This is a genomic window from Parerythrobacter lutipelagi, assembly GCF_005434975.1.
Lineage (GTDB): Bacteria > Pseudomonadota > Alphaproteobacteria > Sphingomonadales > Sphingomonadaceae > Parerythrobacter_A > Parerythrobacter_A lutipelagi.
Genome location: NZ_SKCJ01000001.1, coordinates 378,397 through 403,356 on the forward strand (window position 1 = coordinate 378,397; position 24,960 = coordinate 403,356).

Below are 24,960 nucleotides of genomic sequence, written 5' to 3' on the forward strand. Positions count from 1 at the left end.
AGGAGAATCCCCACAATCGGCCCAATGTCCCGGAAATTGTCCCAGTTGCAGTGTGATTTGCAGCCACCACCCGAGTCCCACCCGGCAAATCCCCGACCGAGGCTCATGATCCGAATGCTTGCGCCAGAAAGCTGTCGAGAGCGCTCTCCGGTATGTCGCTTTCGAGCGTCAGGTCGGCCTGCAAGATCGCCGCATCGGCAACCAGCAGCACCTTGCCCGAGCCGACGCTGCAATCTGCCACCAGTCCTTCAAAGCGGATTGTGCAATCAGCGGCCGCATCGGGTCCATCCAGCCCGATAAACGTCCCGGGAAGATCAACCAGCGTTTCGGCAGCATATGGATCCGACAACCCGACAATCCTCGGCCCGGCGCGCTGATCGCCGTCGAACGCGAGCCGCAGCCCCCAGCGAGCGAGCAAGGGATCGATCGTCACTATGTCTTGCGGCCGGCGCTTGTCGCCAAAGCCGAACAGGCTTTCTTCAGTCAGCATCGGATCGGCGAAGATCAGCGCCCGGCCACCCCCACGAACCCAGCTATCGAGCGCGACCAGATCGGCTGGCGGCATTGCAGCCGGCTGGGCCAACAATAGGTAGTCAAGCTTGGCCAGGGCATCCGACGGTGTGCCGTCGCCGCTGACCTGCGCCAGAGTATCGAGCGGTTGCAGCTGGTAGGTTCGTTCGAGCTTGCCGCGAACCCAGTGCGGTTCCTGTTCATCGGCCAACATGGATTCAATCGACGGGGATTCGGCCCAATAGATAGGCAATGAGGTGACCAGCCCCAACTGCAGCCTGTCGTCCTCGTCCGTGTTCGAAGCAAAAAAGGCGATACCAACCGCGCACAGCAGAGCCAGCGCCGCTAGCACCCAGCTAGTTGTTTTCAACTGGGCCACCTTCTGCCGGAACTACAGCAGAGGACGCCGTGGGGGACGGCGTGGGTGATGTCGGCAGGTCAGGCACAAGCCCGGCTTCCGACAGCGGATCATTTCTCGGACTGTCGCCTTCAAATGGCTCAACCGTCGCGGCAGCTTCAGGCACCGCGCTGGCCTCGCTTTCATCGGCGCGGCTCATAATCGTATCAGCCAAGGCGACGATCAGCACCACAGAAGCAATGCCCGACAAGCCGACTTGCAGCCGGTGCACCGCTTCCGACCGCGTCCCGCCGAGCGGTGGCACAGCGGAAGGAGGCGCGGCGGACGGGATCGCGCCTTCATTGCCTTTCAAGACACGTTCAAGAAACCGGTTAGCCATGGATTGATACTACTATGCGCTGGAATCGAGCGCAATCATGAACAGCCTGCGATCGTGCTTCAGTTTTTGAGCCAGTCGAACACAGGAAGGCCTTTTGCCGTGAGCCAGTCGCGATTGTAGAGCGTTGAAAGGTAACGGAAACCGGTATCACACAGGATTGTCGCGACGCGCGGCGTGTCGCGCCCTTGGCGCTTGAGATACTGGCCCAGCGCCACCGCACCAGCCACATTGATCCCGCTGGAAAGGCCTAGGCAAAGCCCTTCCTCGCGCAGCAGACGTGCGACCCATTCGAGACCCTGTTCATCCGATATGCGAAACTGCGTGTCGATCGGAGCGCCTTCCAGATTCCCGGTAATCCTCCCCTGCCCGATACCTTCGGCGACAGACGATCCTTCAGCCGCAAGTTCGCCATTTGCATAGTAATTGTAGAGCGCCGCGCCATGCGGATCGGTCAGCGCAATAGCGACTGTCTCGTCCAATTGCTTGAGGCCCATGCCCACACCCGCAATGGTGCCGCCGGTGCCGGCCGCACAGGTGAAGCCGTCGACCCTCTCTTCGAGCTGCTCCCAAAGTTCCTGTGCGGTCCCTTCGATATGCGCTTTGCGGTTGGCGGTGTTGTCGAACTGATTGGCCCAGACGGCTCCGTCCGTCTCTTCCGCCAGACGGCGTGAGGTGTGCACGAAATGATTGCAGTCGGAATATTTCGTCGGCGGCACCAGCACCAGCTCCGCACCGAGCGCGCGGAGCGTGTCCATTTTCTCTTTCGATTGGTTGTCCGGCATCACGATGATCGTGCGATAGCCAAGCGCATTGGCCACCAGTGCGATGCCGATCCCGGTGTTCCCCGCCGTACCTTCGACCACACAACCGCCCAGCTTCAGATCGCCGCGCGCTTCGGCGTCCCGAATGATATAGAGGGCGGCGCGATCCTTCACCGATGCACCGGGGTTCGCGAATTCGCACTTGCCGTAAATTTCGCAACCGGACGCCTCGCTCGGTCCCTTGAGCAGGACAAGCGGCGTATTGCCGATCAGGTCGATAGCGTTGGAGCGCAGCGGTGGAGCAATCATGTCCGACAGCTAAGCAGTGGCCAGATTGCGCGCAACGCAGATGCGCTACGCAGCCTGCAAATCAATCTTCCGGTGCGATCGTGACCCTCAGACCATCCAGATCGGCAGTAAACGGAATCTGACAGCCGAGACGCGAATTGTCTTCCCGGTGATCCGAGGATTCGAGCAAGTCGTCCTCGTCTTCGCTCATGGCAGGCAGCTTGTCCTTGAAGGACGGGTCGATCTGAACATGACAGGTCGCGCAGCTGCAGCAACCGCCACACAGCGCCAGCAGTTCATCGAAGCCGTTGTCACGGATGGCTTCCATCACAGTCAGGCCGTCTTCAACCTGGACTTCGCTCTCTTCACCGGCACGGTTGACGACGATCAGCTTGGGCATGTGGCTTTGCTTTCCGTTTGCATTGGACCAAAAGGCCTTCGGACCGCGCAGCTAAGGAATGGCTGCCCATTTGGCAAGAGACGGGAATCGAAGCATGGGATTGAGTGCCGAGGCAATTCGCGAGGGAATCGACCATGTCGCTGCGATGGAGCCGGGCATAGCGCGCGCCCGAGACCGGGTGGGGTATCCGGAACCGCGCATTCGCCCGACCGGCTACAAGACATTGCTGCGCACCATAGTTGGCCAACAGGTTTCCGTCGCTGCGGCCAGTTCGATGTGGAACAAGCTCGAGGCGGAACTGGGCGCGGAATTTACCCCCGCCTGCCTGCTCAAACGTGACTTCGACACTTTGCGCGCTTGCGGCCTGTCGCGCCAGAAACAGGGTTATGCCCGCTCTTTGTGTGAGCTCGTTGAGGCAGGTGAAGTCGATTTTGACAAACTATCTGGCGATGATGAAGAGGCGATCGAGCAACTCACCCGGATCAAAGGCATCGGGCGCTGGTCCGCGGAAATCTATCTGCTTTTCGCTGAAGGGCGCCCCGACATCTGGCCTGCTGGCGACCTGGCCGTACAAGCCGGCATCGGCAAAATCCTGGGCCACGAAGAGCGACCGAGTGAAAAGACCACCCGCACGCTCGCCGACAACTGGCGTCCGCATCGCGGAGCGATCGCGATCCTGACCTGGCACAGCTACAACAATCCTGCGCTGTAAGCAGTTGGTCGAATGCAGTTGGCAAGTTTCCCAAGCATTTTGTAAAGCTCCCTTGTCAAAAATCGGGAGATGATTTCATGCCAATTCGCCAAGCCCTGGCCCTGCTCGCGGGAACTGCATGTGTTGCACTCGCCGCAGCAACCCCCACATCGGCCATCGCCGACCACCATCTCAACAACGGAGCATCGATGACCCAGACTTCCGAAGCTGCAGCCCTCATTCCGCGCGACGATCTGTTCGGCAATCCGACCCGGTCGAACGGACGGATCAGCCCGGACGGCAAGTGGCTGAGTTGGCTCGCCCCGAAAGACGGGGTGATGAATATCTGGCTCGCTCCGACAGGCAATCCGGATGACGCCAGGGCAATGACTTCGGCGACTGATCGGCCGATCCGCTCGTATTTCTGGGCGCCGGACAGCAACAGCCTGCTCTATGTGCAGGACAAGGGCGGGGATGAAAACTTCCTGCTCTACGGGATCGATCTCGCCTCGGGCAAAGAGCGCACTCTGACCCCGTTCGAAGACACGCGCGTGCAGATCTTTGCCACGTCCGAGACCATTCGCGACAAGGTGCTTGTCGGCCTCAACAACCGCGATGCCCGATTCCATGACGCTCACCTGCTCGATCTCAACAACGGCGAGCTTGAAATGGTCATGCAGAATGATGGATTTGCCGGCTTCCTGGCAGATGACAATCTCGACCTGCGCATGGCAATTCGGCCCAACCCGTCCGGCGGAATGGATTTCTACAAGATTATCGACGGGGCGATTGCAGAAGAGCCGAGCGAAAGCACCGGCCTCGAAGACAGTCTGACCACTCAACCCGCCGGGTTCACCACTGACGGCAAGACGATGTACTGGATCGACAGCCGCGGACGCAACACCGCTGCATTGATCGCAGAAGATGTCGCAACCGGCGAGAAGCGGATCATCGCGCAAAATCCGAAGGCGGATATCAGCGGCGCGATGGCCGATCCCAAGACCGGGGAAATAGAGGCCTACAGCTTCACCTATCTCAAGACCGAGTGGACTGCGATCGACCCGGAGATCAAGGCTTCGTTGGACTTCCTCGAATCGCAACTCGAAGGCGAATTCGGCGTTCAGTCGCGCACGGAGGACGACACCAAATGGATCATCGGCAATGATCCGCTGACCAGCCCGAGCAAGACCTTCGTTTATGATCGCGAGGCAGGAACCTTGACCGAGTTCTACACTACGAGGCCGGAACTCGAAGGCGCACCGCTCCAACCGATGCACCCGCTCGAACTGACCAGCCGCGACGGGCTCACCCTGCCCTCTTACCTCACGCTTCCGCCGGGCAGTGACAGCGACGGTGACGGTGTGCCGGACGCTGCGGTGCCGATGGTGCTGCTGGTTCATGGCGGCCCGTGGGCGCGCGACGGCTACGGCTTCAACAGCCACCACCAATGGCTGGCGAACCGCGGCTATGCGGTGCTCAGTGTCAACTTCCGCGGCTCGACCGGCTTCGGCAAGGAATTCATCTCGGCCGGCGACCTCGAATGGGGCAAGGCGATGCATGACGACCTGATCGACGCCGTCAATTGGGCGATTGAAGAAGGCATCGCCCGCAAGGACAAGGTCGCAATCATGGGCGGATCGTACGGAGGTTACGCCACACTCGCCGGGCTGACTTTCACGCCCGACACCTTTGCCTGCGGGGTCGATATCGTCGGCCCGTCCAATCTCGAAACACTGATTGCGTCTGTCCCGCCTTATTGGGAGCCGCTGATCGCGCAGTTCCACGAGCGGATGGGAAATCCCAATACGCAAGAAGGCCTCGCGATGCTCAAGGAACGCAGTCCGCTGTACAAGGCGGACCGGATCTCCAAGCCGCTGTTGATCGGCCAGGGGGCCAACGACCCGCGCGTCAAGCAGGCCGAGAGCGACCAGATTGTCGGCGCGATGAAAGACGCAGGGATCCCCGTGACCTATGTGCTGTTTCCCGATGAGGGCCACGGCTTCGCCAAGCCGGAAAACAACATTGCCTTCAACGCGGTCACGGAGAATTTCCTCGCGACATGCCTTGGCGGACGCGCAGAGCCTCTCGGTGAGACGGTCTCGGCCTCGACCGCCGAGATCGCCGAAGGGGCGGACTTCGTGCAGGGGTTGAGCGACGCTCTCGCCGACTGACATCGGTGTAAGTGGCTGACAAGCGAACCGCGCGGGGCTAGATGCTTTCGCGCGGTTTGTTTTTGGGAGAGGATATCATGGCTGAGCGCAAAGCGATTTTCATCACCGGCGGCGGCTCGGGCATCGGCCGCGCGATCGCGCAGAGGTTCGCTGCGGAAGGCTGGTTCGTCGGCCTCGGCGATATCAGCGATAGTGGCATGGCCGAAACCGCCGCGATGCTTGGCGAAGGGGGGAGTTTCAGCGTCAATTTCGACGTGCGCGACCGCGCCGCGTGGGACGATGCGCTGGAGGCGTTCTCACAGGCAGCGGGCGGCCGGATCGATGTGCTGGCCAATAATGCTGGCATTCCGATCGGCGGCTCGCTGAGCGAGAACAGCGTCGATGAAATTACCCGCTGCCTCGATATCAATCTGAAAGGCGTGCTGTTCGGCGCGCAGGCGGTATTGCCGCATCTCAAGAAGACCGCGCCTGGCTCGTGCCTGCTCAACACCGCCAGTGCAGCCGGGATCTATGGCAGCGCGGGCGGTTCGGTCTATTGCGCGACCAAGTTCGGCGTTCGCGGAATTACCGAGAGCCTCGATGGCGAATGGGCGTCGTTCGGCATCAAAGTCCGCTCGCTCATGCCCAGTTTCATCGACACGCCGCTGCTCGATATGGTGCCCAATGCCGGAACCAACGAGCACATAAGGGTGCGGGTCAAGCAGGCCGGGCTGGAAATCACGCCGGTGGAAGAAGTGGCGGAGGCCGCCTGGCGTGCCGTGCATGAAGACAAGCTGCACTGGCCGGTGGGGAAGACCGCCAAGCGGATCGCTTTCGCCGCGCGCTGGATGCCCGGCCGCGTTCGCAAGGAAGCGCGCGACCGGGGCGCGATCCAGTTGCTGGGCGAGTAAGCTCTATCGGCCGGCGCGGTCGCGCAGCGCCTTGCCAGCATCGCTCAGGAACGGCTCAAGCTCTGACCAGGGGACGATAAGCTGTTCCTCGCACACCGTGATTAAATGCGGGAAATCGGGCTGGAACAGCACACCCTCACGCCGCAGCTGGTAATTCCACCACAGTTGGTCGGTCGCGAAACCGGAGCAATCGTCCGCTTCGTCCGCATAGACCGGCCAGTGCTTCAGAATCGCTTCGCGCAGCGGCGGCATCATGATTTTCGAACCGTATTCGGTCTCACCGATACCGTCGGAATTGAACCAGTCGAACGGATCAAGCTGCGCGCCGGTCTGGCGGTCGAATGTGAAATATTCCTGCCAATGGTTTGGATGCGCGCCGCCGCAATAGCTGCTGTTGCCGCTCGACAGCGCGAGGAATTCGGCGTTCACGAAATCGGGTGAGAGGTTCATCGAATAGTAGCCATCGACCCCATGCGCGCCGATGCCACCGGCGAGGCATTGCAGGAAGTCGTCTTCGACCTTGCCCTGCGGCAGTCGGGCGGCAAGCCAGTCCACGATCTTGTGGTCCCCCGGCTCGACCGGTGCGAAAGTGAACCCGGCAATGTCGACATCTTCGAACCGGGGCGGCGCTACATAGGTCAGCTTCGTGAAGCGCAGGCCCTCGAATTCGGCATCCTCTCGCGTGAATTCCGGCGCGATCACGCGCGGCGCGATGAAGTTGTTCGAGGCGCAGGCATTGTAATATTCTTCCGCACCGTCGGGAATGCGCGCGAGTTCGATCCGCAATCTTCGCGCATCCGCACGCCAGATGCCGGTGATCTGGTCCTCACCGATATCGGTAAAATCGAGAGCAGGCATCTCCTTCGACCCAACCACACCGTCATAGCCGCCTTCGACCCACTGGTCGGATGTATCACCGCTGCGCAAATGGATCGGCTTCATCTGCGAGAGATAATAGTAACTGCCCGACCTGCCGCCAAAGCGCCAGTGGTCGAGGCACATGACGACCGGGTAGTTGCCGATCCTGCCTTCCCAAACCCCGACCCATTCGGGACGTTGTTCGTTCTCCTGTCCAAGCGCCGATCCTGCCAACCCCAAAGCCAGCAGCAGGGCAAACAGCAGACGCATCAGCCGACCATTGCGTCGATTGCCGCCGCCATCGCAGCGTCGCGGACCGAAAGGCCGCCATCTTCGCCGGGGACATCATGTGTCGTCAGCGTTATCTCGACCTTGTTGTAGACATTGAACCACTCGGGATGGTGGTCGTGCTTGTCGGCGATCAGCGCGACACGGGTCATGAAACCGAAAGCCTCGTTGAAATCCTTGAATTTGATTTTCCGCTCGATCGCTTTTCCTTCGCGGGTCAGCGACCAATTCGGATGCGCCTCTATCAGTTCGGCCCGTTCGTCGGCGGTCAGTTCGGCGACACTCATGCAAATTCTCCAATTTCTTGTGGCTGGCAAGCGTTTCGCCTAACGCTACCCACCATGCAAGAGTGCAGCCTAACCGCGCGTGAACTGGCCTGTCGGCGCGGAGACCGCCTGTTGTTCCGCGGGCTGGATTTGTCGCTATCTTCCGGCGATGCGATCCACATCACCGGACCGAACGGCATCGGCAAATCGAGCCTCATGCGTATCCTCGCGGGCTTGATGCCTGCCTATTCCGGCTCACTTGCGCGGAGCGGCGGAATCGGCCTCGTGGACGAGCGCCCTTCCCTCGATGAACACTCCCCGCTCGGCAAAGCGCTCGGCTTCTGGCAGCGGATCGACGGCGCGGCGGACAACGAATTCGTCCGGCTCGGGCTTGGCGACCTGCTTGACGTGCCCGTGCGTTATCTCTCGACTGGCCAGCGCAAGCGCGCGGCCTTTGCCCGACTGCTCGGCCAAAGCGCGCCGATCTGGTTGCTTGACGAACCGCTCAACGGGCTGGACCGCGACGCGGTGGCGCTGGTCGAGCGGATCGTCGCTGAACATTGCCACGGTGGCGGGATCGCGGTGATTGCCTCGCACCAGACGATTGCCATCGAGGGCGGACGGACGCTCGCCATCGAGGATTTTGCGAAGTGATCGGCCGCCTCCTCCTCCGCGATTTGTCGCATCTGCTTCCCGGCGGACGACGCGGCGGAAGCATGTTGCCGCTGTTGTTCTTCTTGGCTGTCGCGATGTTGTTTCCGTTTGCGGTTGGGCCTGACGCGCCATTGCTTGCCAGGACAGGCGGCGGAGTGATCTGGGTTGCCGCGCTGCTCGCCAGCATATTGCCGCTCGACCGGCTGGTCGCGCCCGATGTCGAGCAGGGCGTATTCGACCAGCTTGCCCTGCGCGGTGTGTCGGAGGAAATTGTCATTGCCGTGCGCGTACTCGCCCACTGGCTGAGCTTCGCCCCGCTGCTGTTGCTAGCGAGCGTGCTGGCGGCGGCCCTGCTCAATTTGTCGGGCGAAAGCCTCCGGCTGGTGCTTGCCGGGCTGCTGGCGGGCACGCCCGGCCTCGCCGCGATCGGTGTAACCATCGCCGCGCTGACCGCAGGGCTGAGGACCGGCGCGGCGCTTTCCGGACTGCTGCTGATCCCGCTCGCGGTGCCGATCCTGATCTTCGGCGCAGGCGCGCTCGAACGGCAGGACTACGGCGCGATTGCGCTGTGCGGCGCGATCAGTCTGGTGCTGGTGGCGATTGCGCCCTTTGCGGGCGGTGCCGCGATCAGGGCCGCGCGGGAGGGCTGAGCGAAGAAGGATCGGGCGCAATCCGAGCCCAGTCCGCCTCGCGTATCTCGTGGCACGTTTGCTTGCTTCCGCAGCCCGTTTGCTTTTCAACTACACTGCGTATTCGATGAACAGTGTTGCAATCGACCCCTTCCTTGACGGTCAGGAGCACTGCCGGTTTGCTCGGCATCTTGGCGGTCAACCCGAGCAGCTCTTCGAGCTTTGCCTGATCGATCGGAGAATCATTCCAGAAAATCCCCTCGGAACCGACAAGCACCCGGTTGTAAAGCGCATCCGGCACGGGAGCCTTCGCAGTCCAGTCGGAGGAAAGACCACCACACCGCTCTTCGCCGTAATTTGCAGTCGCCTCATGCGCACTCAATGGAGCTGGCAAGAGCCCAAAAATTGCTGCGATAGTTGCGACCGAACTCGCGTTGCGCCCGAAAGCAAGTGCCACTCAATAGTCCCCCGGCTTGTGCCAGCCCTTGGGGCTTCCGGTGAAAATCTCGTTCCCGGTCTCGGTGATCCCGATCGAGTGTTCGAATTGCGCGCTCAGCGACTTGTCGCGGGTCACGGCAGTCCAGCCGTCGCTCAGCAGTTTGACCCAGGGCTTGCCGAGGTTGATCATCGGTTCGATGGTGAAGAACATGCCGGGCTTGAGTTCAGGACCCGTCCCCGCCTTCGCTGCGTGAACCACTTCGGGCGCGTCGTGGAACAGGCGGCCGAGGCCGTGGCCGCAGAATTCGCGCACAACGCCGTAGCGGAACTGCCGCGCGTGTTCCTCGATCGCAGCACCGATATCGCCCAGTCGCGCGCCGGGCTGTGCCTTGTCGATCCCGATCATCAGGCATTCATAGGTCACATCGACCAGCCGCCGAGCTTTCAAGGGCACATCGCCAACGAGGAACATTCGGCTGGTATCGCCGTGCCATCCGTCGAGCAGCGGCGTGACATCGATATTCACGATGTCGCCGTCTTTCAGAGTCTTCTCGCTCGGGATGCCGTGGCAAACCACATGATTGATCGAGATGCAGCAGCTGTGCGCATAGCCGCGATAGCCCATGGTCGCAGGCACCGCTCCCCCATCAAGCGTCAGCTCTCGCACTTTGTCGTCGAGTTCGCCGGTCGAGACACCGGGCTGCACCATCGGCGTAATCTCGTCGAGGATGCGCGCGGCCAGTTGGCCTGCCTTGCGCATACCTTCATAGCCATCCGGCCCGTGAAGCTTGATGGTCCCGTCACGCAGAACGGTGTCGCGGCTGTCGATCACTTGGTATTCGGTCATTCGCGCTATGTAGCGAGGCTGCAAACGAATTGCGAGCTTGGAACGCGCTGTGATTGCTCTATCTGGATGGGCATGACCGATTACAGCAAGCTGATCCAGCCCGACCGCGCGCAAGACGCGGTTTCAATCCACCTCGTCAACAGCGACGGTTTCGATAGCTGGGCCAAGTCCCTCTCCGCGGGCCAGCGCGCGGCGCTCAAAGCGCAAAAATTCGACGGCGGCGGGTATCAGGTCGGCATCGTGCCCGATGGCGACAACTGGTTCGCAGTTGGCGGGGTGGCCGATCCGGAAAGCTTGTCGAGCTGGTGCCTTGCCAAGCTGGCAGAGACGCTGCCCGAGGGGGCTTACCGCCTTGTGAGAGCGGAAGCCGGACCGGCGATGCATGGATGGATCACGGGCCAATACCTGTTCGATCGATATACCAAGGACGAAAAGGCGCAGGGCCCGCGTGTGCTCCTGACCGAACAGGTCAAACGGATCGATGCAGCGGTCGCAGAAGCATCGGCCGTCGCGCTGATCTGCGATATGGTGAACACCCCTGCAGAAGACATGGGCCCTGCCGAGATCGAAGCCGAGGCCGAGAAGGTCGCAAAACGTCACAATGCCAGCTTCACGGTCACCAAGGGCGACGCGCTGGAGCAGGGTTATCCGATGATCCATGCCGTGGGCCGCGCCGCAGCGCGAGGCTTTGCCCCCCGCCTGTGCCGGATCGAATGGGGCGACGAAAGCCATCCGAAAATCGCTATCGTCGGCAAGGGCGTCGCGTTCGATTCCGGCGGCCTTGACGTGAAGAGCGCGGCAGGCATGAAGCTGATGAAGAAGGATATGGGCGGCGCGGCCCATGCCATTGCGCTGGCCGATCTGGTGATGGGCGCAGGGCTGCCAGTGCGGCTCCATGTGCTTGTACCGGCAGTCGAGAACGCAATTTCATCGAACAGTTTTCGCCCGGGCGATGTGCTCAAGACGCGCAAGGGCCTGACGGTGGAAATCGGCAACACCGATGCGGAAGGCCGTTTGATCCTGGGCGATGCGCTGACCCGTGCAAGCGAAGACGAGCCTGAGTTGATCATCGACTTTGCAACCCTGACCGGTGCGGCCCGTGTCGCGCTCGGCCCGGACCTGCCGGCCCTGATGACGCGGCGCGATGAAACCGCCGCCGATCTGATCGAAGCGGGCAAGGCGAATGATGACGAGCCGTGGCGCCTGCCACTGCCTGACGCGTATCGCGAATGGCTCAATTCGGACATTGCAGACATGAACAACGCGCATGGCAATGCCTATGCCGGGGCGAGTGTCGCTGGATTGTTCCTCGACAAATTCGTCGGCGACGGCATCGACTGGGCGCATTTCGACACCTTTGCCTGGCGTCCGTTTGCCAAGCCCGGCCGCCCCAAGGGTGGCGCCGCCTACGGCTTGCGCGCCGCATTCCACATGCTCAAGGCACGTTACGGCGCCAAATCTTGACCGGCTGAACTTGCGGTTCGCCTTTCCAGCGGATAAGCGCGCGCATCCGCTTGTGCGGTCGATCCAACAGGGGCAAGCATTCGGGCCGTGAGTGACGTGACGCAATACCAGGTTCCAACCGAACAGCTTCGCCTGTCCGGCCCGGTCGCGCGCCCCGCCCCCGGCACACTACCGCTGCGCGGCGACATCGCTCATATTGCGCTGGCCGACCGGTTTCTCGTTCCGCATTATGCAGTGCCGCAAATTCGCGCAATTGGCGGCGCATCCGTAACCCTGCGATTGGCACCCAATGAAGAATCAGGCGCTGTTACCGAACTGAACGCGGGCAGCCGGTTCGAATTGCTCGATACCGCCGGCGAATGGGCCTGGGGCGCTGTTGGGCCGGAGGGGCCAAGCGGCTGGCTTCCGGCTTCCGCCCTCGTCCCGCAGGGCCAGTGACCACCAGCATTTTCATCGACGGTGCCGAGGGTACCACCGGCCTGGAAATCCGTCAGCGGCTTGCGGGTCGCACCGAATTTTCCATTCTCGCACTGGACGGCGCTGCCCGCAAGGATGCGGCAGCACGGCGGGAGGCGCTCAACGATTGCGACATCGCGATTCTGTGTCTGCCCGACGATGCCGCGCGCGAAGCCGTGACGATGATTGCGAATGACAGGACGCGCGTGATCGACGCTTCGAGCGCGCATCGTGTTGACGATGGCTGGACCTATGGTTTTCCGGAACTGGTGGGGCGCGACGTAATTGCCAAAGCGCGCTTCATTTCCAACCCCGGCTGCTATCCCACCGGCTTTCTCGGCCTGGTGGCGCCGCTTGTCCGCAAAGGCCTTATCCCGGCCGACTGGCCCTACACCATCAATGCCGTGTCCGGCTATTCCGGAGGGGGCAAAGCACTGATCAAGCGGTTCGAAGACGATGGCAGCGACATTGCGTTTCGTGCCTATGGCTACGACATGGCACACAAGCATCGTGAAGAAATGAAAGCGCACGCGGGGCTGGTGCATGGTGTGATCTTCGCTCCTGCCGTCGTTCCCGCCTATCGCGGAATGGTGGTTGAAGTTCCGTTGCATCTCGGGGCGATGCAGGGTGATCCAACCGCAGAGCAACTCCGTGCCGCGCTGGCCGATTTCTTTCACGGATCACCGATCGTTTCGGTGCATGATGGCAGTACCGTGGCCGAACTTCTGCTCGAAACGAACGCAGAACCCCATGATGGGATGGAACTGTTCGTCTGCGGCAATGAGGGCGGCTGGCATGCGCGCCTGGTCGCACGGCTCGACAATCTCGGCAAAGGCGCGAGCGGGGCTGCAGTGCAATCGCTCAACCTGATGACCGGGCAGCCCGAAGAAACAGGGCTCGCCCTTTCTGCCTAAAATCTGGGCAGCACTTGCCGGGAAACCGGGCAACAGCCTCGACCCGCCGTTTGTCCGGCCATAGTATCGGACTGGCAAACTGGCCGGAATCGCGTGAATCCGCAAGCTTGGGGGACTTCGTCGGAACAACCCTTGATTGGCACGGTTCTTGGATAGAGGATGATGGTGGATCCACCCGAGCGCCGACCCGCATGGCGGAGCCGGCTTTGAGCGCAGGGTCCGGAATGTTGAGAGGGACCACGTGAAAAAGATCGAAGCGATCATCAAGCCTTTCAAACTCGATGAAGTGAAGGAAGCGCTGCACGAGGTCGGTGTATCGGGCATAACCGTTACCGAAGCCAAGGGGTTCGGCCGCCAGAAGGGCCACACCGAGCTTTACCGCGGCGCTGAGTATGTCGTCGACTTCCTCCCCAAAGTTAAGCTGGAAGTCGTTGTGCCTGACACCATGGCCGAGCAAGTGGTCGAAGCCATCGCTGCTTCCGCTCAGACCGGGCGGATCGGCGACGGCAAGATTTTTGTTTCGCCTATTGAAAGCGCGCTGCGCATCCGCACCGGTGAAAAGAACGACGACGCAATTTAACCGATTGGCGGTGGAGCCCCGGGGCGGGCTTCGCCAGCCGCACGAACAGAGCCCTGACACAATCTGCTAGAGGACCGAATATGGCCACCGCAAAAGACATCGTGAAACAGATCAAGGACGAAGGCATCGAATGGGTAGACCTTCGCTTCACCGACCCCAAGGGTAAGTGGCAACACCTGACGATGGTCGCAGGTGTCATGGGCGAAGACGAATTCGAAGACGGCTTGATGTTCGACGGTTCCTCGATTGCCGGCTGGAAGGTGATCAACGAATCCGACATGATCCTCAGACCGGATCTCGACCGGGTGTATATAGATCCGTTCAGCGCGACTCCGATGATGATCGTTTTCTGCGACATCGTCGAGCCGTCGACCGGTGACTGGTACAGCCGTGACCCGCGCACGACCGCCAAGCGCGCAGAGAATTACATGAAGACGCTGGGTGTCGGTGACACTGTCTATGTCGGCCCCGAAGCCGAGTTCTTCATGTTCGACGACGTCCGGTTCGAAGACGGTTATGCCGGTTCGGGCTTTGCAATCGACGATGTCGAACTGCCGACCAACAGCGGCAAGGAATATGAGAGCGGCAACCTCGCCCACCGTCCGCGTGAAAAGGGTGGCTATTTCCCGGTCGCGCCGGTCGACAGCGCGGTCGACATTCGCGGCGAAATGGTCTCCACCATGATCGAGATGGGCCTCGATTGCGACAAGCACCATCACGAAGTGGCCGCTGCCCAGCACGAGCTGGGCCTGACCTACTCGACTTTGGTCAAGACCGCCGACGAGATGCAGATCTACAAATATGTCGTGCATCAGGTTGCCCATGCCTACGGCAAGACCGCGACCTTCATGCCGAAGCCGATCAGGGACGATAACGGCAGTGGCATGCACACCCATATGTCGATCTGGGACGGCGGCAAGCCGACCTTCGCAGGCAATGGTTATGCCGGTCTGTCGGACAATTGCCTGTATTACATCGGCGGGGTGATCAAGCACGCCAAGGCGCTGAATGCATTCACCAATCCGACGACCAACAGCTACAAGCGACTGGTTCCGGGTTTCGAAGCGCCAGTGCTGCTCGCCTATTCGGCGCGTAACCGCTCGGCCTCTTGCCGCATTCCGTATGGTGCCGGTGAAAAGGCGAAGCGGGTAGAATTCCGTTTCCCCGACGCAATGGCAAACCCTTACCTCGCCTATTCGGCATTGCTGATGGCTGGCCTCGACGGGATTCAGAACAAGATTCATCCTGGCGAAGCGATGGACAAGAACCTCTACGACCTGCCGCCGGCAGAACTCGCCGATGTTCCGACCGTTTGTGGCAGCTTGCGCGAAGCGCTCGAAGCACTCGAAGCCGACCACGAGTTCCTGCTGAAGGGCGATGTGTTCACCAAGGACCAGATCGACGCCTACGCAGAACTCAAGTGGGAAGAAGTCTCGCGGTGGGAAACCACGCCCAGCGCGGTCGAATTCGACATGTATTACAGCGCCTGATCTGCGCGTAATTGTGACCAGAAATTGGGGCGTCCGGAGCAATCCGGGCGCCCTTTTTCCTTCTGCTCACGTATGTTGCCAGTCCGCCAGATCGATCGACCGCAAAGTGCGGTCAAGATCATCATGCTCACGGGCAACCGCTTTTACCGCCTTGCGCATGTCTGATCTCAGGTAAGGCTTCAGGCCAGCTTCAGCCATTTTGGCGTTGTGGCCGTGCAGCCGAGCGAACAGCGCTGTCGCGGTAACTAGGGATTGCTCAGACAGGTATCCGGCGGTCGACGCGCGCCACCCCTGCCATTCGCCATCGGTCCATTGTTCGAACTGACGCGCGCTGTTCGCGAGCAGCACACCGAAACCGAGAAAGGCCGCTGCGCAATCGGTCGCGTGCTCCATCAGATCCGGCCCACCCGGCGGGTCTCCTGCCTCCATCAGTAGATAATGGCACAGCTCATGGGCAAAGGTCGCGGCCAGCGCATCGGGATTGCGCAACATGCTTGCGCTATAACGAATGACCGCCTCCCCCTGTTCGACAGAAAATGTGCCACATGCGCTGCTGCCTTCCAGCTGGATCCGCGCATCACCCGGCTCGAAAGCATCATCGAGCATTTCCAACCGGCAAGGCCAGTCTGACATCTGCATCAGACCTCGTACCGCTCCGAACAGTTCGGGGCCGGTTTGCGCTGCCATCAACAGGGAATGATCCGGCAAAACCAGTTCTTGCCGCAAATCAGCATCGTCCACGACAGTCCGCAACCATGCAAAACACGCCAGCAGCCAATCAAATTCTTCCCGCGATACCGGTGGTTTGGTTGCAAATAGTCCCATTATCACAGCCTAATACCAGTTGATTGCCATTGCGAGTCACGGAGTAAATCCAGGCGTGCAGTTTTGAGGCGCACAATCCATTTTCCTACTCGCACGATTTGTGCATGATCCGGCCACCTCCCCCCAAAGGCTCACGCCGCTTTCCCATTATGGAGGAACCCATGCATTCTATTAGCCCGTCAGGTGCCCTGTTTAGCAGCCTGCGCGATCTCGTCGCGCGCACATTGGAGGCTGCGCAATCGCGAACACCGGAAACCTGCGAAAAATTCGAGGTTCAGGACAGTGTTCCACATGTTCCACTTGCCCCTAAGGTGCGACGAATGGTTGGCCCCGCAGGCATCGCCCTGATCAAGCGTTTCGAAGGGTGCGCGCGCTTGCGGACCGACGGGTTGGTCGAGGCCTATCCCGACCCGGGATCAGGCGGCGAACCATGGACCATCGGCTGGGGTACAACCGGGGCAGACCTCTTCAATGGCGGCAAGATCGGGCCCGGCACTGTCTGGACTCAGAAACAATGTGATGACCGGCTGGAGCGGGATCTGGTTCTTTACGGCACCGATGTAGCTACCGCACTGGGCGATGCTCCGACGACCCAGAATCAGTTCGATGCACTGGTCAGCTTCCATTACAACACCGGTGCGATTGGCCGTGCGACACTGACACGGCGCCACAAGTCAGGCAGGTATGGCGATACGGCGCGGGAGTTTGCCCGCTGGAACAAAGCCTCAGGGCGCGTACTCAAAGGACTGGTCCGCCGCCGCACGGCGGAGGCCAGGCTATACAAAACGCCCTGAGTCGTATGCGATGGAACGGCGTGGGGTTCGAGAAATCTTGGAACTCACAACAAGACGCCCGCGTTCAGTCCATCAAAGGAGAATTCAAATGCGTCTACTGATCGCATCCGTCGCTGCACTGGCACTCGCCTCGGGCGGTGCCTACGCACAACCCGGCAAGGGCAATGGCAATGGCAATGGAAACGGCAACAGCAAGGCGGCCGCCACCAAGTCGCAAGGTGGCCCCAAAGCAAACCGGGGCAACGCCGGCGCGGACAAGCGTGGTGGCCCGCCCGCCATGAAGCAGCGCGGCAACGATCGCGGCGCGCCTGCGGTGCGCAGCAACGGCAATCGCGGTGCCGGCAATGCGCCTGCTGCACGGGGCAATGACCGCAAGGCATTCCGCGACAATGGCCCGTCTGCCAAGCGAGACAATGGCAAGGGAAATAGCCGTAAAAATGATCGCGGTGGGCGCGATCTCGATGTCCGCTTTGTCGACCGCGGCGACAGCTTCGGTATCTTCCGCGATTACGACCGCCGCGTAGCGTCCTATCAGGGGTGCCCGCCGGGCCTCGCCAAGAAGTACAATGGCTGCATGCCTCCCGGACTGGCGAAAAAGCAGCCGAACTACCGCCCATCCTTCTTTGGCTTCGACGGGTTGGGCGATCGCCGGTTCCATTACGACGATGGCTTCCTGCTGAGACTGGGCCGCGATGGCCGCATATCTGCATCGATTCCGCTGCTTGGCGGTGCCCTGGCGGCCGGAAACCTGTGGCCCGATTACTACCGCCCGGTCGAGGTGCGCCCATATTACGCAAACTATTACGGACTACAGCCCAACGGCTACCGCTATGCCAACAATGTGCTTTACCGTGTCGACCCGGAGACTGCCGCCATCACATCAGTCGCTGCGCTTTTGACCGGCGACGACTTTGCTGTCGGGCAGCCGGCACCGACTGGTTATGATGTTTACAACGTGCCGTATCGTTATCGCGACCAATATCGCGACGGGCCAGACGCCAACTATCGTTATTCGGACGGATATGTATATCGTCTCGATCCGGAAACGAGGCTGGTCGCAGCCGCGATCGAGCTTGCGCTCGACTGAGGGGGAGAGTCACCATGAAAATTTCGCACCTGATTCCCGCAGCCTTGGCGTTCGCCGCAACCACGGCCTGCACTGAACAAACCGTTGAAGCTGACGGAACTGAAATCAACGATAGCAGTCTGACTGAATTGGTCAGGTCTTCGGATGATACGGCTGCATTGGCTTCGGCGCTCGACCGGACCGGTCTTTCGGCCGTCTTCGACGGGCCTGGCGGCTATACAATCCTCGCGCCCTCCAACGAAGCCTTGTCCCCGATCGCCGCAGGCAATCCCGACGATGGCCAGTCTGCGCTGGTTGCAGCGATCCTGCGCGATCACATCATGCCCGGGCAACTCGATCTGGCTGCAATCGAGAGCGCCATCGAATCCAGTGGTGGCTCCGTATCGATCGCGACGGTCGGCAGCGGAACACTGACATTCACGCGCGAAGGCGGGGCCCTGTCGGTCAAGCTCAACGAAAGCGACAGGTCGGCCAAACTCACCGGCGCGGAAAAGCAGGGCAACAACGGCGGCTTGCTGATGATCGATCGGCTTCTGGTTGTGCCACCCGATGAATGAAACAATCAGTAGTCTCGGCTGATTTCAGCCGAGACGCTCTGCCGCCCGACGGTCGACACGGCAGCTAGCAGCGAAAGCCAGCCGGTGACCCGGAACTCGAGTTCAGTTGCGCTGTAGCCGCGTCCATCGGTGATCAATTCGACGTAGAAGCGCCGACCGAAGTTCTTGCCCAGCGCAACTCCGGTGCCGCGACCGAGCGCAGGGTCGGCGGAAACGATCCGCAAACGGTCAAGCCCGATCGCGCTTCTCAGCTGATTGATCGGGTCCATTCCGGCACCGCCGCGCAGGCTGGCAAGCGCGGTGCCCAGCTGCAAGGCATCGGTTGCGGAAAGCTCTGTGATCGAACCGCCGAACAACAGCCGCGCAAGTATCTCTTCCTCTGGCAAGGCCGGGGTCGAATTGAAGGTGATCTCCGGCGACTGGGCATTGCCGGTCACGGTGACAGCTACTTCAATTCCTTCCTTTTGCGTTTCTGCAACGATGTCGAGCCTAGGGTCGATTGGCTGATTTTCGTCAAACGCAATCCGCCCGCGCGTCAGCTCGAACCGTGTCCCGGCGAAGCTGTAATAACCCCGCACGACACGCGCCTCTCCGCCGATGCGCGGGTCGTCGGTAGTTCCGCGCAAGACAATGTTCGCGCCCCACTCGCTGTCGAGACCCATGCCGTCGACATCGATCCGGCTCGGGCCGCTCGCATTGATCAGATAGCGCCAGGGAGCAGACCGGGCGCGCGGTGCGCGGACATCCGCAGGGATGTTGATCTCGCGCGTCCTGATATTGGGCAAGGCCATGCTCTCTGCTGCAGCACCCAACTGCCAGCTTGCGCGATCGATCGCCAATCGACCAGCAATCGTCCCGCCAACGCCATCGGAGACTATGCGGATCGGGCCGGTAACCGTAGCGACCAGTCCGTTCGCATCGACCAACCGCGCATCCTTTGCTGCAATACGGATATCCATTTGAGGGCCGCGATCGCCGAGGTCCTTCAAATCGATCGTACCGCTGCCTGAAATTCGGCCGTCATTCGCGGTCTTGCCGGCGAAGCGAGAAAGCGTGAGCCGCGAACCCGCGAAGCTTCCGCGCGCACTGACGCCGGTCACGTCTGTACCGGAGATGAGGCTACGGACCCGCAAACTGTCGCTCGACAGGGAACCGCGCAATTGCGGATCGGCGAGCGTGCCGGTGACATTGGCGGAGGCGGCCAGCGGCCCCGTCAGATCGAAGCCCTCGATCGCTGCGAGCCGCCAAAGCGCATCAGCCGGTCCATTGTAGCGCAGCTGCGCAAAGAGACGCCCGGTTTGCAACCGCTTGAACAGGTCCCCGTTCTGCGGGAGCGAAGAGATACGCGCCTGCAACCGCCCACGGCGTTGACCATCTTCATCGATCACAGCGCGAGCGGCGAGCTTGTCTGCGGACAGATCGGCGACCAGCGCAAGGTCGAACGGCCGCGAAGTCAACACGAGACCGGAGCGGGTCAGGTTGTCGACTGTCACCCGGGCATTGCCTGTCGGGGGAGTACCGCTGGCGTTGCTGTAGTCGACCACACCGGAGATCGTCCCACCAAGGCCAACATCGGCGACGGCAAGATCGATCAGCGACAAAGGCATATCAAGCATTTGCAGCCTGAGCCGCGTATCGCCGCCTCCGAATTCGCCTGAGACGATAGTGCCGCCATCGCCGTAGCTCAGTTGCGTCGGCTCCAGGAGATAACCACCATCGTCATGAACTCGCAAGACCGCCCGGCGCGGGAAGCGCAAAGCCTCTCCGGCGAAACTGCCTTGCGCGGCGACAGCGACCAGCTGCGGCGCGACATCGGCCTCCAGCTGCAAGGCGAAGCGGCTGCCTCGGCGTCCGGCAAGCGATGCTGTGACTTTGCCCTCGCCGCCCCGCAGATTGGCGTTTGCGGCCACCCGTCCGAGGAAGATCTGGCCATAGTTGAGCCCCTCGGCATAGATGCTGCCCTGAATCAGGGTTTCGCTGTTGAGCGCTTGAGCACCGGGAACGAAACCCCGGCCTTCGATATCGGCGCTGGCGATGCTGAGGTTTGCAGGGCCGGCGAAACTCGCATTCCTCGCGCGTATGTCGACTGCGAAACCTTGCCCGCCGTCACGGGCCGCAAGCCCGATGGTGCCATCAAGCCCCCCGCCTGAAACGGCCAGTCGTCCATTCGCCCCATCATCGCCGAGCGTAAGATCACCGGTCACGCTGGACTTCCAGATGTTGAGTCGCTCTATCGCGATGCGCGTCGGTCCGGCTTCAGGCGAGATCAATTCCAGTGCGCCATTGAATGGCCCGATCATCGACTGACCTTCAGTATCGATGGCAAAACCGTCTGCACTGGGCGAAATCGCCACGCGGACGTTCTCAAGGCCCGCAGCCGGAAGCGGGGAAGCGAATACCAGCTCTGCGCGCGGTCCCTCATCGGCAAGCGTTGCCTCTACCGTAAACGGCCCATAGTCGGCCTGACGTCCGCGCCCGACCACGCTGGTCGTCCCGCCGTTCACGCGTCCGTCGAGCGTCATATTGAGCTTGCTTGCGTCGACGGTGAAATCGTTGAACACAATCGGCGCATTTCCGGCCAGCGCGACGTTGCCACGCAAGCGGATATCCGGCCCTGCAAGGTTTTCGATCGTGCTGTTGGTCACACGCGGGATCCGCGCATCGAGAGCGGCCCTGAGGGTCCACGGCACGCCGCTTGCCAGCATCAACCGGATGCGTGCGCTGCCATTGACGGTGCCGATATTCTCCAGCGGCAGGCCGTTCATCGTCACCGGCCCGGCAATCCCGTAAGAGCCAACCGACGTATCGCCGCGCACGGCAAGCCGCGCGCTGGCCGCAGGGAAATCGATCGTGAGGTCGTCGGACAAAAGATCGCGCCCGGTATAGACCAGTGTGCCGCCGAATCTGCCTTGATCCAGTTTGGGATCGACCAGCGCATTGCCGGTGACAATGCGGGCAACGCTCCCCTCGAGCGGCAGAGTCCAGCGCGATCCATCGTATGTTGCGACGCCGCTTTGCGTGATGTCCTGCACCTGTGTGGTGCCGCTCACCAATTGCGCAACGCTGAGCTGATGGTCGATGGTCAGATCGCGGAAGGATCCATCGGCTGTTCCGGACAGCACTGCATCTTCGAGCCGCACACTTTCCCCGAACAGTTCGGGATTCAGCAGGCTGGCGCGAAACTCGAGGGCGCTCACGCTGTTGTCGGCGAGATCCACCGAACCCTCGGAAAAAGCCCGCAGCGCGGCACTGCGCAAGGCGATTTCACCGTCAAGCACGCTGTCTTCCAGCGAACCGATCGCACCGATCGAAAGCACCGGACCGGTTGCTGCCAATGGCAGGCCCGAGAGAACGCCTTCCGGGCGAACCTGCCCGGCAATCTCGTACCGCCCGGCAAAATTCTTCAAAGTCAGGGCCGCAAAGCGTTCGTCATTGCGCCGGATGACCAGCGCCCCGTCCCACCGCGTCCAGGTTCCGTCCCCGGCAATTCGCGCGGTGTATCCTGCATCCGTTCCGACCAGTCCGGCCAGCACGCCGTCACGCGTCGCACGATAATCCAGCTCCATATCGAACACATCGCCGTCGGGCTCGGCTTGAAGCGCTAGGTCGAAACGGTCCTCTTCGCCAAATTGCCCTTGCCCATCCAACTCGACCAATCCGTCACGGATGTCCGCCCTCGCCTTCAAATCGAGCGGGTGAGCGCGATCATCGATCACGCCTCTGGCAATCGTGAAATCGCGCAATTCGAATTCGTCGATACGGATATCGAAATCGGGCAGGATCGGGGCATCGGGATCACCCGGCTCCAGTTCCGGCACTCGCAACAAGGTTCCGCGCTCGGCCGTGAGCTTGCGGATGTCGATCCCCGAGGTTAGCCAGCTCAAGGGCCGCCAGTCGATTTCCGCTCGCGGAATGGTCAAGAAGCGTCCCTGCGGGTCGGATAGAACGACATCATGCAGCACGGCATCGCGGTAGATATCGCCTTCGATGCGCCCGACTTCGATCCGAAGCCCGGACGCGGGGGCGATATCGGCAATCTGGTCGGCGATAAATCGCTTCCCGATCGGCGTGTTGAGAAACAGCAGGCCCGCGACAATCAGCAAGACAACCGCAGCGACGGGCCCAAAAACCCACCGTTTCCACCTGCGCCGAGAACGCTCCGCCCGCTCTTGCGGTTCGGCCGCTTCGGATATTCCTTCGCCGGCCATCAGAACGCCTGCCCCAAAGAGACATAAACGGCCACAGGGCTATCGAACATCGGATTTCGGTTCAGCGGTACGCCGACATCGACCCGGATTGGACCGAAGCCGCTTTCATAGCGGATGCCCATCCCGGCGCCATATTTGATAAACCGGAAATCGGGCACTGGATCGATCGAAACCGAACCGGCATCGAAGAACGGCACCACCGACAGAGCGCCATCGAAGAAACCGGTCTGTATTCGCGCCTCGGCAGAGACTTCGACCAGTGAGCGGCCACCGGTTGGCTCCCCCAGATCGTTGCGCGGACCGACCGCTTGATAGCCGTAACCACGAACCGAACTACCACCACCAGCATAAAGGCGGCGCGACGGCGCGATGCCGGCCAGATCCGCGCCCTGTATCGTTGCGCCGCGCACCCGGCCAGCCAGCACTACCCGCTCAGTGATCCGTTGATAATAACTGGCATCGGCCTGCGTGCGGACATAGAAGAAATTCTGCTCTTCGGTCCGCGATATCTCCGGGGCAACATAGCCGGTAAGGCGGTAACCCTCAGTCGGATCCAGCAGCGAATCCGTTGTGTCGATCGTCGCCCGACCGAAGACAGACCCAATGAAGAACCTCTGCCGCGGACGCGGGATGCCACCAATTACCCGGTTGCGTTCGTCAGAAGCCAGTATTTCCGCGCCGACCGCCCAACCGAAGGGTTTCTGGAACAAGAGGTTTGACGTTCGTTCCAGACTGGCTCGCAGCGCGATCGTCTGCGCGTCGAAGGCATCATTATCAAGCGCAGAGGCATAGGCATCCACCAGCAAGATCTGATCGCGGCGTTTGAAATTGTTGCGCTTGAAACTGACACCCGCCAGCTGTTCCTGCGTGCCGGCGATGGCCCGAACCTTGAGCGAACCTTCTGGCGGGAACAGATTGCGGTGCTCCCAGCTGGCTTCCAGCCGGAAGCCTTCCTCAGTGCCGTAGCCGATAGCTCCCGAGATCGTGCGCAGCTTGGCCTTGGCCATTTCGATATCGAGCACTACTTCGCCCGGCGCTGCGTCTTGTGGCGGTGACACTTCGCGCGGTGTCACGGTGACACTGGAGACCAGGCTGGTCGCTGTGATCGCGCGCCGCAGATCCAGCTGAAGCGACCTCTGGTATGCATCGCCCTTCTTGAACCGCGCTATGGTCTCAAGATGGCTGCCGGGCAGGAAATCGGGCAGGTTGCTGTTAACCCCGGCGATTACATATTTGCCATTGGGGCGAACTGCCATCGTCAGGTCGCCGGTCGTCTGGCGATGATCAATCAGCAGTTCCGGTGCATCTATCTCAGCGAATGGATAACCAGTCTCGCCCAAGGCACGGTCCAGTTCGAATTGCTGTTCCACAATCCGGTCGCTGGACAGCGGATCACCAGTCTGTATCCCGAATGTTGTGCGCAAGCTGTCAGCATCGGGCGCGGTTGACAATTGGCCAAGATCGATCGCGCCAAAGCGATAACGTTGGCCGGGAATAATATCGAACCGGACGACCGGATCGTCATCCGCTGCATCGTCGCCGGGCTGGATCGCGCCGACCGACCGGATGACCTGCGAATCGTAATATCCGTAGACTCTCAGCAACTCGACCAGCAAATCCTCGTCGGCGCGAGCACGCGCGGCCAGTTGCGCGATATTGCTTTCACTATCGCCCAGCTGTTCGATCGTTGAAAGCTGGTCGAACCGCTCGATGAATTCGGCCTGCACTGGGAACAGCGCCGGATCTTGCGGCAAAGCCATAACCAGCTGGCTGTTCACCCGGACCAATTCGGACTCTGGCAGCGGCGGTAAAAGTGGGAGTGCGTCCTGCGCTAGGCGGGCATCGGGTTTCGCCTCAAGCGGTTCAAACGGCGGCAATTCGACGGTGTCGGGCCAATTCACTCCCAAGTCGGGCATTTCAGCCAATGAAGCATCGGGATCGAGTTCATCAACCGAAACCGAATCGTCATCACCGTTCGGCGCGACAATCGGCTCACCATCGGCACCATCTTGAGCCCACTCTTCCGGATTTTCGACCGCGCTATCGGGGATCAGGTCTTCGAGTGTGGGCAGCGTCGAAGTGTCTTGGGCGTACGCAGGCGCGGCCAGCGCCAGCAACGCGCCCGCGGCAAGCAATGCAGTTCGAACCAAAAGCTTG

24 protein-coding genes are annotated in these 24,960 nt (G+C 61.2%); 13 read left to right on the forward strand and 11 right to left on the reverse strand.

Annotated elements, in window-relative coordinates:
• Positions 1–103 precede the first annotated feature (103 nt).
• From E0502_RS01930 to E0502_RS01945, 4 genes are all read right to left on the reverse strand, one after another.
• On the reverse strand, positions 104–880 hold the full coding sequence (locus E0502_RS01930; protein WP_137676290.1) for a Gldg family protein: 777 nt from the start codon (positions 878–880) through the stop codon (positions 104–106).
• Positions 867–1,247, reverse strand: coding sequence for a hypothetical protein (locus E0502_RS01935; protein WP_137676291.1), 381 nt, complete (start codon positions 1,245–1,247; stop codon positions 867–869). The genes E0502_RS01930 and E0502_RS01935 overlap by 14 nt, the downstream gene beginning before the upstream one ends.
• A gap of 59 nt (positions 1,248–1,306) precedes the next feature.
• Positions 1,307–2,317: a cysteine synthase A gene (locus E0502_RS01940; RefSeq protein ID WP_137676292.1), complete on the reverse strand. Its 1,011-nt coding sequence runs from the start codon at positions 2,315–2,317 to the stop codon at positions 1,307–1,309.
• Positions 2,318–2,378: 61 nt separating this feature from the next.
• On the reverse strand, positions 2,379–2,696 hold the full coding sequence (locus E0502_RS01945) for a 2Fe-2S iron-sulfur cluster-binding protein (RefSeq protein WP_137676293.1): 318 nt from the start codon (positions 2,694–2,696) through the stop codon (positions 2,379–2,381).
• A 94-nt stretch (positions 2,697–2,790) separates the two neighbouring features.
• Here E0502_RS01945 and E0502_RS01950 point away from each other — a divergent pair, with 94 nt between their 5' ends.
• The 3 genes from E0502_RS01950 to E0502_RS01960 all read left to right on the forward strand — a co-directional run bounded on the left by E0502_RS01950 (position 2,791) and on the right by E0502_RS01960 (position 6,448).
• Complete coding sequence (locus E0502_RS01950; RefSeq protein ID WP_137676294.1) at positions 2,791–3,408, forward strand: DNA-3-methyladenine glycosylase family protein; 618 nt, start codon at positions 2,791–2,793, stop codon at positions 3,406–3,408.
• Positions 3,409–3,485: 77 nt separating this feature from the next.
• Positions 3,486–5,558, forward strand: a complete 2,073-nt coding sequence (locus tag E0502_RS01955) for an alpha/beta fold hydrolase (RefSeq protein WP_137676295.1) — start codon at positions 3,486–3,488, stop codon at positions 5,556–5,558.
• Positions 5,559–5,635: 77 nt separating this feature from the next.
• The gene (locus E0502_RS01960) at positions 5,636–6,448 is read left to right on the forward strand and encodes an SDR family oxidoreductase (RefSeq protein ID WP_137676296.1); all 813 of its coding nucleotides are present in this window, start codon (positions 5,636–5,638) and stop codon (positions 6,446–6,448) included.
• 3 nt (positions 6,449–6,451) lie between these two features.
• On the opposite strand, the gene E0502_RS01965 is transcribed toward E0502_RS01960, so the two are convergent.
• Together E0502_RS01965 and E0502_RS01970 are read right to left on the reverse strand one after the other, a co-directional pair.
• Positions 6,452–7,576: a hypothetical protein gene (locus tag E0502_RS01965; RefSeq protein WP_137676297.1), complete on the reverse strand. Its 1,125-nt coding sequence runs from the start codon at positions 7,574–7,576 to the stop codon at positions 6,452–6,454.
• The gene (locus tag E0502_RS01970; protein WP_137676298.1) at positions 7,576–7,881 is read right to left on the reverse strand and encodes a 4a-hydroxytetrahydrobiopterin dehydratase; all 306 of its coding nucleotides are present in this window, start codon (positions 7,879–7,881) and stop codon (positions 7,576–7,578) included. Before E0502_RS01970 ends, E0502_RS01965 begins: the two co-directional genes overlap by 1 nt.
• Before the next feature lie 54 nt (positions 7,882–7,935).
• On the opposite strand from E0502_RS01970, the gene ccmA reads away from it, so the two are divergent.
• Both ccmA and E0502_RS01980 read left to right on the forward strand, forming a co-directional pair.
• Complete coding sequence (gene ccmA, locus E0502_RS01975) at positions 7,936–8,514, forward strand: heme ABC exporter ATP-binding protein CcmA (protein ID WP_137676299.1); 579 nt, start codon at positions 7,936–7,938, stop codon at positions 8,512–8,514.
• Entirely contained in the window at positions 8,511–9,164 is a 654-nt protein-coding gene (locus E0502_RS01980; protein WP_137676300.1) for a heme exporter protein CcmB, read from the forward strand. Before ccmA ends, E0502_RS01980 begins: the two co-directional genes overlap by 4 nt.
• Here the strand turns inward: E0502_RS01980 and E0502_RS01985 are convergent.
• The gene (locus E0502_RS01985) at positions 9,142–9,525 is read right to left on the reverse strand and encodes a hypothetical protein (protein ID WP_137676301.1); all 384 of its coding nucleotides are present in this window, start codon (positions 9,523–9,525) and stop codon (positions 9,142–9,144) included. The two genes, E0502_RS01980 and E0502_RS01985, sit on opposite strands and share 23 nt — an antisense overlap.
• A 75-nt stretch (positions 9,526–9,600) precedes the next feature.
• Positions 9,601–10,428 carry a type I methionyl aminopeptidase gene (gene map, locus E0502_RS01990; RefSeq protein WP_137676302.1) on the reverse strand — a complete coding sequence of 276 codons (828 nt, stop codon included), beginning with the start codon at positions 10,426–10,428 and terminating at the stop codon, positions 9,601–9,603.
• A gap of 72 nt (positions 10,429–10,500) precedes the next feature.
• Here map and E0502_RS01995 point away from each other — a divergent pair, with 72 nt between their 5' ends.
• The 5 genes from E0502_RS01995 (at position 10,501) to glnA (ending at position 15,332) form a co-directional block, all read left to right on the forward strand.
• Positions 10,501–11,892 (forward strand): leucyl aminopeptidase family protein, encoded by a 1,392-nt coding sequence (locus E0502_RS01995; protein WP_137676303.1) that lies wholly within the window; start codon positions 10,501–10,503, stop codon positions 11,890–11,892.
• An 87-nt stretch (positions 11,893–11,979) separates the two neighbouring features.
• Positions 11,980–12,330, forward strand: coding sequence for a hypothetical protein (locus E0502_RS02000; protein WP_137676304.1), 351 nt, complete (start codon positions 11,980–11,982; stop codon positions 12,328–12,330).
• On the forward strand, positions 12,327–13,262 hold the full coding sequence (argC, locus tag E0502_RS02005; protein ID WP_137676305.1) for an N-acetyl-gamma-glutamyl-phosphate reductase: 936 nt from the start codon (positions 12,327–12,329) through the stop codon (positions 13,260–13,262). The genes E0502_RS02000 and argC overlap by 4 nt, the downstream gene beginning before the upstream one ends.
• A gap of 241 nt (positions 13,263–13,503) precedes the next feature.
• On the forward strand, positions 13,504–13,842 hold the full coding sequence (locus tag E0502_RS02010) for a P-II family nitrogen regulator (protein WP_137676306.1): 339 nt from the start codon (positions 13,504–13,506) through the stop codon (positions 13,840–13,842).
• A gap of 80 nt (positions 13,843–13,922) precedes the next feature.
• A complete protein-coding gene (glnA, locus tag E0502_RS02015; RefSeq protein ID WP_137676307.1) occupies positions 13,923–15,332 on the forward strand; it encodes a type I glutamate--ammonia ligase in 1,410 nt (469 codons plus the stop codon).
• A gap of 66 nt (positions 15,333–15,398) precedes the next feature.
• Here the strand turns inward: glnA and E0502_RS02020 are convergent, their stop codons facing one another.
• Positions 15,399–16,157, reverse strand: a complete 759-nt coding sequence (locus E0502_RS02020) for a hypothetical protein (protein WP_137676308.1) — start codon at positions 16,155–16,157, stop codon at positions 15,399–15,401.
• A gap of 161 nt (positions 16,158–16,318) precedes the next feature.
• On the opposite strand from E0502_RS02020, the gene E0502_RS02025 reads away from it, so the two are divergent.
• From E0502_RS02025 to E0502_RS02035, 3 genes are all read left to right on the forward strand, one after another.
• A complete protein-coding gene (locus E0502_RS02025) occupies positions 16,319–16,951 on the forward strand; it encodes a lysozyme (protein WP_240048817.1) in 633 nt (210 codons plus the stop codon).
• Positions 16,952–17,039: 88 nt separating this feature from the next.
• Positions 17,040–18,038 carry a hypothetical protein gene (locus E0502_RS02030; protein ID WP_137676309.1) on the forward strand — a complete coding sequence of 333 codons (999 nt, stop codon included), beginning with the start codon at positions 17,040–17,042 and terminating at the stop codon, positions 18,036–18,038.
• Between the two features lie 14 nt (positions 18,039–18,052).
• Positions 18,053–18,595: a fasciclin domain-containing protein gene (locus E0502_RS02035; protein ID WP_137676310.1), complete on the forward strand. Its 543-nt coding sequence runs from the start codon at positions 18,053–18,055 to the stop codon at positions 18,593–18,595.
• A 5-nt stretch (positions 18,596–18,600) separates the two neighbouring features.
• Here E0502_RS02035 and E0502_RS02040 read toward each other — a convergent pair whose 3' ends face one another.
• Entirely contained in the window at positions 18,601–22,803 is a 4,203-nt protein-coding gene (locus E0502_RS02040) for a translocation/assembly module TamB domain-containing protein (RefSeq protein WP_137676311.1), read from the reverse strand.
• Positions 22,803–24,953 (reverse strand): autotransporter assembly complex protein TamA, encoded by a 2,151-nt coding sequence (locus E0502_RS02045; RefSeq protein ID WP_240048818.1) that lies wholly within the window; start codon positions 24,951–24,953, stop codon positions 22,803–22,805. Before E0502_RS02045 ends, E0502_RS02040 begins: the two co-directional genes overlap by 1 nt.
• Positions 24,954–24,960 lie beyond the last annotated feature (7 nt).

Coding starts and splice junctions, on each gene's coding strand:
- glnA (WP_137676307.1), top strand. CDS start 13,923: ATGGCCACCGCAAAAGACATCGTGAAACAGATCAAGGACGAAGGCATC.
- E0502_RS01970 (WP_137676298.1), bottom strand. CDS start 7,881: ATGAGTGTCGCCGAACTGACCGCCGACGAACGGGCCGAACTGATAGAG.
- E0502_RS01940 (WP_137676292.1), bottom strand. CDS start 2,317: ATGATTGCTCCACCGCTGCGCTCCAACGCTATCGACCTGATCGGCAAT.
- E0502_RS01955 (WP_137676295.1), top strand. CDS start 3,486: ATGCCAATTCGCCAAGCCCTGGCCCTGCTCGCGGGAACTGCATGTGTT.
- E0502_RS02025 (WP_240048817.1), top strand. CDS start 16,319: ATGCATTCTATTAGCCCGTCAGGTGCCCTGTTTAGCAGCCTGCGCGAT.
- E0502_RS01945 (WP_137676293.1), bottom strand. CDS start 2,696: ATGCCCAAGCTGATCGTCGTCAACCGTGCCGGTGAAGAGAGCGAAGTC.
- map (WP_137676302.1), bottom strand. CDS start 10,428: ATGACCGAATACCAAGTGATCGACAGCCGCGACACCGTTCTGCGTGAC.
- E0502_RS01995 (WP_137676303.1), top strand. CDS start 10,501: ATGACCGATTACAGCAAGCTGATCCAGCCCGACCGCGCGCAAGACGCG.
- E0502_RS01960 (WP_137676296.1), top strand. CDS start 5,636: ATGGCTGAGCGCAAAGCGATTTTCATCACCGGCGGCGGCTCGGGCATC.
- E0502_RS01935 (WP_137676291.1), bottom strand. CDS start 1,247: ATGGCTAACCGGTTTCTTGAACGTGTCTTGAAAGGCAATGAAGGCGCG.
- E0502_RS02030 (WP_137676309.1), top strand. CDS start 17,040: ATGCGTCTACTGATCGCATCCGTCGCTGCACTGGCACTCGCCTCGGGC.
- E0502_RS01950 (WP_137676294.1), top strand. CDS start 2,791: ATGGGATTGAGTGCCGAGGCAATTCGCGAGGGAATCGACCATGTCGCT.
- E0502_RS02040 (WP_137676311.1), bottom strand. CDS start 22,803: ATGGCCGGCGAAGGAATATCCGAAGCGGCCGAACCGCAAGAGCGGGCG.
- E0502_RS02035 (WP_137676310.1), top strand. CDS start 18,053: ATGAAAATTTCGCACCTGATTCCCGCAGCCTTGGCGTTCGCCGCAACC.
- E0502_RS01965 (WP_137676297.1), bottom strand. CDS start 7,576: ATGCGTCTGCTGTTTGCCCTGCTGCTGGCTTTGGGGTTGGCAGGATCG.
- ccmA (WP_137676299.1), top strand. CDS start 7,936: ATGCAAGAGTGCAGCCTAACCGCGCGTGAACTGGCCTGTCGGCGCGGA.
- E0502_RS02020 (WP_137676308.1), bottom strand. CDS start 16,157: ATGGGACTATTTGCAACCAAACCACCGGTATCGCGGGAAGAATTTGAT.